The organism is Tissierellales bacterium (assembly GCA_035301805.1).
Taxonomy (GTDB): Bacteria; Bacillota; Clostridia; order Tissierellales; family DATGTQ01; genus DATGTQ01.
The window spans coordinates 1-5,495 of sequence record DATGTQ010000220.1 but is presented as its reverse complement, the minus strand read 5'-3'; the positions used below and the strand labels follow the sequence as shown (position 1 = coordinate 5,495).

Annotated in this window: 8 protein-coding genes; 6 read left to right on the top strand and 2 right to left on the bottom strand. The window is 28.2% G+C overall.

Annotated elements, in window-relative coordinates:
* The 5 genes from VK071_11230 to VK071_11210 all read left to right on the top strand — a co-directional run.
* Positions 1 to 300: prepilin-type cleavage/methylation domain-containing protein (locus VK071_11230; GenBank protein ID HLR35882.1), on the top strand; the 300-nt coding region annotated here is incomplete at its 5' end.
* A gap of 68 nt (positions 301 to 368) precedes the next feature.
* On the top strand, positions 369 to 1,133 hold the full coding sequence (locus VK071_11225) for a prepilin peptidase (protein ID HLR35881.1): 765 nt from the start codon (positions 369 to 371) through the stop codon (positions 1,131 to 1,133).
* Between the two features lie 2 nt (positions 1,134 to 1,135).
* The gene (gene pilM / locus VK071_11220; protein HLR35880.1) at positions 1,136 to 2,092 is read left to right on the top strand and encodes a pilus assembly protein PilM; all 957 of its coding nucleotides are present in this window, start codon (positions 1,136 to 1,138) and stop codon (positions 2,090 to 2,092) included.
* 1 nt (position 2,093) lies between these two features.
* A complete protein-coding gene (locus tag VK071_11215) occupies positions 2,094 to 2,666 on the top strand; it encodes a PilN domain-containing protein (protein HLR35879.1) in 573 nt (190 codons plus the stop codon).
* Entirely contained in the window at positions 2,650 to 3,285 is a 636-nt protein-coding gene (locus VK071_11210; protein ID HLR35878.1) for a hypothetical protein, read from the top strand. Before VK071_11215 ends, VK071_11210 begins: the two co-directional genes overlap by 17 nt.
* A gap of 285 nt (positions 3,286 to 3,570) precedes the next feature.
* Here VK071_11210 and VK071_11205 read toward each other — a convergent pair whose 3' ends face one another.
* On the bottom strand, positions 3,571 to 4,323 hold the full coding sequence (locus tag VK071_11205; protein HLR35877.1) for an N-acetylmuramoyl-L-alanine amidase: 753 nt from the start codon (positions 4,321 to 4,323) through the stop codon (positions 3,571 to 3,573).
* Between the two features lie 210 nt (positions 4,324 to 4,533).
* On the opposite strand from VK071_11205, the gene VK071_11200 reads away from it, so the two are divergent.
* A complete protein-coding gene (locus tag VK071_11200) occupies positions 4,534 to 4,836 on the top strand; it encodes a hypothetical protein (protein HLR35876.1) in 303 nt (100 codons plus the stop codon).
* A gap of 88 nt (positions 4,837 to 4,924) precedes the next feature.
* Here the strand turns inward: VK071_11200 and VK071_11195 are convergent.
* The coding region (locus VK071_11195; GenBank protein ID HLR35875.1) for a DUF5052 family protein at positions 4,925 to 5,495 on the bottom strand (571 nt) is incomplete at its 5' end.

The following is a 5,495-nucleotide window of genomic DNA, read 5'->3' as shown; positions in this document are numbered from 1 at the left end:
GCCATATTAGGAATTCTAGCACTAATAGCGGTACCAAGACTAGCAGGTACAACGAGGAAAGCTGATATAAGTGCACATAATGCAAATGTAAGAAGTTTAGAAAGTGCAGCAACTATGTATATTGCAGAAAATACTAATATTAAGGAGGATGTGGAGTGGGCTGGAGGAGATGGTGAAGGATGGGAAGAATATGTTCAAGAATGGCCAAAAGTACCAGAAAGTATAGATGGCGATGAATACAAAGTTATTATAAGCAAAGATGGGGCTATAGAAGTACTGCCACCTAAGGTAGATGAATAGGAAAACTCCATTTTAAAAGAAAAGTAATTTTATTTTATACCATAGAAATTATTTGAAGGGGTAAGATTATGCCTATACTAATATTTATTTTAGGCACAGCTTTAGGCTCATTTTTAAATGTATGTATATATAGAATGCCAAGAAAAAAGTCTATAATTTTTCCACCCTCCCGTTGTACAAGATGTAATAAGTTGTTAAAATGCTATGAGCTTGTGCCTATATTTAGCTTTTTGTTTCAAAAAGGAAAGTGTAGATACTGTGGAGAATCTATTTCTCCTCAGTATCCTTTTGTTGAATTTTTAAATGGTCTATTATATTTAATACTTTATTATAGGTTTAATTTAGGTCTAGATTTTATATTTTACAGCATTATATTTAGTATTTTAATAGTTATTAGTTTCATAGATATAAATTTTCAGGTTATTCCAAATTCCATTAATGTTCTTTTATTTATTACAGCTATTCTATACAAAATTTTTCAACATCTATTATATAGTACATGGCCTAAAATTTTTAACAGTATATTAGGACTTATTATTTCGGGAGGAGTTTTTTTACTTATAGCAATTTTATCTAAAGGTGGTATAGGTGGAGGAGATATAAAACTTATAGGAGTATTAGGATTTATTTTAGGATTTAAAATGTCTATTTTAAATATGGTTTTATCATTTTTACTTGGTGCAATTATATCTGTATTTTTATTATTATTAAATATTAAAGAAATAAGGGATCAAATACCCTTTGGTCCATTTATATGTTTATCTTTTATAGTAACGGTTCTATGGGGAAATAAAATTATTTACTGGTATTTGTTTATAATATGGGGGGAATAAATATGGGTTTGTCATCTCTTTTTAATAAAAAAGTAGTTTCTATAGATCTAGGTTCTTATGAAACTAAAGTTGTAGAAGGAAGAATAAAAAACAAAGAGGTAGAAATAAATAAATATTTTTCTTTTTTAACTCCAGAAAAAGCCTATGAAAATGGGTACATAATTAATAAGGAACTTTTGTCTTATAGTTTAGAAGAAGGGCTTTCTAAAAATGAAATTAGGACAAAAAATGCTTATATGAACATTAAAAGTTCCTCTGTTTTCACAAGGGAAATTACTCTTCCTAATGTAGGTAAAGAGGAAATTGATGGAATATTAAAATATAAATTAGAAGAATATTTACCTATAGAGACAAAAGAATATATAGTGCAGTATAGAATTGTGGAGAAAATTGAAGAAAACTATAGACAAAAACAGAATATTCTTTTAATAGCTATTCCTAAAGAAATAGTAGAAGGCCATTTCTGTCTTCTAAAAAACATAGGTTTGGAACCTAAAGTATTAGATTTTCAATCAAATAGCATTGCGAAGCTTATAGATTATAGTTTTAGTATAAACAATAAATATGAAACAAAAGAAAAGACCTTTGCTTTAATAGATTTAGGTCATAGCAATACAAATATAACAATTTTAAAGGATGGTTATATACAGGTAGCACGTATCATTGATGTTGGTGGTAAAGATTTAAAGAAAGACATAGTTAATGAAAGTGCTGAAGATATTATGGGAAAAATTCATACTGTATTTAAATACTATATATCAAGAGAAATAGAAAATGAAATTCATAGTATTTTATTATGTGGAGGACTATCAAATATAGAAAATGTGGACAAACTATTTGAGGATTATTATAATATTCCTACTATATTAATTGAAAATATAGACGGAATATTTATCATGAAGGATACGAATAAATATATGAATTGCATAGGTTCTTTAATTAGGAATGAGGATGAGTAAAATGAAGGATTTAAACTTTTTTGAACCGTATATAGAGAAAAAAGAGTTTAAAATAGAAAAAGAGAAGTTAACTTATTTAAGTATATTAGTATTTGTTTTATTTATTGTAATTTTAGGTGTAAAAAATCAAATTAAAATAAAAAGTTTAAATAACGAGGTTTCCCAACTTAGAAATCAGGTGGAAAATGAAAAAAATAAAGGGAAAGTAGAAGAATTATTAAGTGAGCAGGAAAAAGTAGATAAGATTAAGGAAAATATGACAAAAATTAAATTAGCTGATGAAAAGATAGAAGAATATGATTTAATAAATGAAGAATTATTACAAGTCATTAGCAGTAAAATGCCAGAAGATATCCTTTTAACTTCAATAAATGGAGATATAAACTCTATAGAGTTATATGGGGTGTCAAAAGATAAATATTCAATTGCAAAATTCCAATATAGTTTACAGGATACTGAAATTTTTCTTAATACTTTTATTTCAAATATATTACTAGAAAATAGCAAATACAACTTCTCTATCCACCTAAAATTAAGGGACGAGGAGAGTGGGATTGATGATGAAATTAACTAAAAGAGAAAAAAGTCTTATTCTTCTACTGATAATAATTATTATTTTTTGGGGAATTAATAATTTTATTTTTTTACCTCAGAAAAATAAAATTATTAATTTAAAGTCGGAGAAGGTAAAATATGAAGAGGAAATAAAGAAAGTCAACACTCTGTTAGATGAATATGAGAAGTCAAAAGGTAATTTTAATAACTTAAGTAATGAAAGTCAAAGGTTATTAAATGGATATTTCCCTAATATAGAACAAGCTGAAATATTGTATGTTTTAAATGAATTAATTGATATTTCTAATTTAAAGGTTGTTAATATAGATTTTGCAGAAACGGAAGTTGAAGAAAAAAGTGAGTCAGAGGAATTGACTATAGAATTTATGGATACAACCCTATTTTACGAAGGGAAATATGAAGAATTATTAGATTTCATTTCTAGAGTGAAAAAATCTTCGAGAAAATTTATTGTTACTAATTTAAAAATAGATAGGAATGAGGGAAAGATTATGGGAGAGATAACCCTTAGAGCCTATAGTATATTGGATGTATTTCCAGAAGGTGAAAATACAATAAATATAGAAAATATTTCGAAAGAAGAAAGAAAAAATCCTTTCGCACCCTATAATAACTAATCCTTTAGACTTAAGGCCTAATATAGGTAATTATGGTATTTGAATATATCTATACATAAAATTTCCCACAGTTATATATTGATTTCTATATATAATCTTTAATAGCTAGTATTATGTGATTGGGGAATGAGATGTTTGGGTTAATAAACTGAGTAAAATTTCTAGTTTTAGTCTATTTGCTAATTAGACAGATTTAGAAGGACTAAAAATATGGTGTTTCCTATGAAAAATGTTCTTATAGTAATATCTAAATAAGGCTAGGTGTTTGACCTAGCCTTACTTATACTACACTATAAAAGCATCATACCCATCTGTCTTCAATTGTCGTACAAGCTTTTCCGCATTTGCCCTAACACTAAATGCTCCTACTTGAACTTTGTATAAGCCACCTGATCTGACTATTATGGTTTCATAACCTTTACCTTTTAGCTCATTTACTAATTTTTCAGCATTTGCTCTAATACTGAAGGCACCAACCTGTACCCTGTATAATTTTTCAGGGATATAGCTAATTCCAAGAAAGCTTAAAATACCTTTTGAAATAGCTTCCGCAAAATCATCTTGTCTGTATCTCAATAAGTTCGCGTCTTGACTATTTGTTATAAAAGCTGTCTCTACAAGTACAGCAGTCATTTTAGTTTCTCGTAACACTGCAAAATTGGCAGTTTTTGTCCCTCTGTTCTTAGTATATACTCCAGCACTGATTATTGCATTTTGTATAGAGCGGGATAATAGAGCCGCTTTTGTAGCACCTGGATAACTATAGGTTTCTACTCCTTGAGCACTAGGATCACTATAAGCATTTGAATGAATAGATATAAAATAATCTGCATTAGCATTATTAGCTTTTCTAGCCCTATCGGAAAGTCCTACGAAAACATCTGTAGTTCTAGAGTAAAGTACTTCTAAATTATGTCTCTTCAATATTTTCCCGATTTTTAAGGTAATAGATAAAACCACATCTTTTTCTTTTAAACCATTACCTACTGCACCAGGGTCCCCACCACCATGACCAGGGTCTAAAAATATTTTTGTCATAAATTCCACCTCCTTTCTAGTTATAAATTTTTATCTTTCTATCTATTAAATAGTTTTTTTTAGATCTTTTTACTATAGGGAATTGTAAAAAAATTATAAAGAGTTCCTTTTTCTATTTAGATAAAGTTAGGAATGATACCAACTGTTTCATAGTAATCCTGTATTATATAAAGGAGCATTATTTATTATTATAAAAAGGGGATATTTTGTATGAAAAAAGTGTTAAAACATGAATCTGGAATGGTAAAGGAAGTTAAAATTGGTTTTTCATGGACTACTTTCTTTTTTGGATTATTTGTACCACTTATAAGGGGGGATTTAAAATGGGCATTGATTATGTTAGGAATCGCTTTTCTTGCTGGAGTGCCAACAATGGGTATAGGGTCAATAGTTAGTAATATAATATTTGCATTCATATATAATAAATTATACATTAGAGAGTTATTAGAAAAAGGTTATAGGCCACAAAATGAAGAAGATTATGTTGCTATAAGTAGTTATACCAATAGTTAATATAGGGGACTATATGATTAATTAGGTAATTTAAGAACCCTTAGGTTAGCTAATCCAAAGGTTCTTAATTTTTAAAAATAAAGTATAATTATTTAATCATATTAGTATCAAGAATAGTATAATTAGCTCTATGGATATATAAACTTTTACCATCTATATTTAATCTTGTAGTTTTTGGAATGTTATCAGGTACAGTTACATAAACTGAATTTCCTTGATATACCCCTATAGGTATTCCTAATTGACTTGATATAATAATGGTCTTTTCTTTTCCTAATTTATTTTTAATGTCATTAACGAATCTGTCAATTGGAACAAATCCCCCTCCCTTAGAAGTTTCAATATTTTCTGGGACTTCGTACTCTTCTACCATATCTAAACCTTCCTCAGCAAATATAGTAGTATCTCCTACTTGTAACATTTGATTTCCATCTACGGTTATTTCTAGCACTGATGACTTAAACCCTTCAGATTCTTTATCAAAGTTAGCATTATTTTTAAGTAAACCAACAGTTACCTTATTACCTTTCACAGTTAAAGTTTTGTTGCCATTGTGGTCGAAAGTAGAAACCTCAAATTCTTGTCCTCGTATAATATAGTTACAGTTTAAATACTGTAACTTCTTTTCAATCTCACTTTCTCGTGAGATAATAATTGTA